The organism is uncultured Campylobacter sp. (assembly GCF_937997405.1).
Taxonomy (GTDB): Bacteria; Campylobacterota; Campylobacteria; order Campylobacterales; family Campylobacteraceae; genus Campylobacter_B.
Genome location: NZ_CALKTL010000101.1, coordinates 1 through 1358 on the forward strand (window position 1 = coordinate 1; position 1358 = coordinate 1358).

A 1358-nucleotide genomic window follows, 5' to 3' on the forward strand; every position below is an offset into this window, starting at 1 on the left:
TATTCGCGCAGCCTGCAAATAAAGCAGGCGTAAAATTTTAAAATTTTGCACGAGTCGCGATAAAATTTGCGTGGTCTTAAATTTTAAATTTCGCAGCTCGCGAAATTCTACGGCGTAAAAATTTTAAGACGCAAATTTTAGGGCACGCGCAGTTGCGATATAAAATTTCGTAGCAAGAATTTTTACAGTCTGACGGCGCAAAATTTCTACGATATAGAATTTTAATTGCGCTGCAAGAACCAAAATTATGCCGCCTGAAATTTCGTGCGGCTAAATTTTAAAACAAAGCGGCAGGCACAGCTCGCGCGTAAAATTTTAAAATTTATCGCTAATCGCAGGCAGTCTAGCAGGGCGTGTTATTAAATTTCAGCAATATTTATGGTCTTGCTTGTAGCATTGCCGCAAAATGCGGGTATCGACGCAAAAATTTAAAGGAACGAAAAATGCAAAAGAGCGCTATTGAGATACGCGGCATTCCCGCCGCCGTTTGGGGGAGCCGCTCGAAAAAGGTTTATATCTACGCTCACGGACAGGGCGGAAGCAAGGAGGATGCGGAGCTTTTGGCTTCCGTCGTTTGCAAGCAAAGCTGGCAGGTAATTAGCTTTGACCTGCCCGGACACGGACAGAGGCGGCACGAACCCGCTTCTTGCGATCCGCGGCGCGCTATTTTGGAATTTCGCGAAATTTTATCGTATGCAAAGAAGCGCTGGGACGAGGTCGCGCTGTTTGCCGTTAGCCTAGGGGCATGGCTCGGCCTGCAAAGCTTCCGCAACGAAAAGCTTAGCGACTGCCTCTTCGTCTCGCCGATACTTGATATGAAATACGTTATTTCAAATATTATGCGTAGGGCTGGCGTCAGCGAGGAGCGATTGAAGCAAGAGCGGATGATTTTGACCCCTGCTGGGCAACCGCTTTTTTGGGAATATTGGAGTTTTGTTTTGAATAATCCGATCACTAAGTGGGAAACGCCCAGTAGAATTCTATATGCAGAAAACGACGATATCACGCCTCTTTACATCGCTAAAAATTTTGCGCAACAATTTGGCTGCACCTTAAGCGTTATGAAAAACGGCGAACATTGGTTTCATACGCCGCAGCAGCTAGATTATTTACGCAGATGGATCAAATCGGCGGTTGAGAATCGGCAATAAAATTCTATAAAAGACTTTTAAAACTCGTGCTCAAGCCCGCGCCGATAAAATTCCGCGCGTTTTCGGGGTACAAATTTCATAAATTTAAGATGATCTTGATATTTTGCTTTAATACGCTTGTTTTATAAGGTGCTTTTCGTAAATCTCAGCTGACATCGCGTCACACGAGGGGCATAGCTTCAAAGCACACATTTCATAAATTTAACT

At 44.3% G+C, this 1358-nt stretch carries 1 protein-coding gene; it reads left to right on the forward strand.

Features of this window, described 5'->3' with window-relative positions:
- The first annotated feature begins 443 nt into the window (after nucleotides 1-443).
- Nucleotides 444-1151, forward strand: coding sequence for an alpha/beta hydrolase (locus Q0372_RS05435; RefSeq protein ID WP_298103499.1), 708 nt, complete (start codon nucleotides 444-446; stop codon nucleotides 1149-1151).
- Nucleotides 1152-1358: the final 207 nt, after the last annotated feature.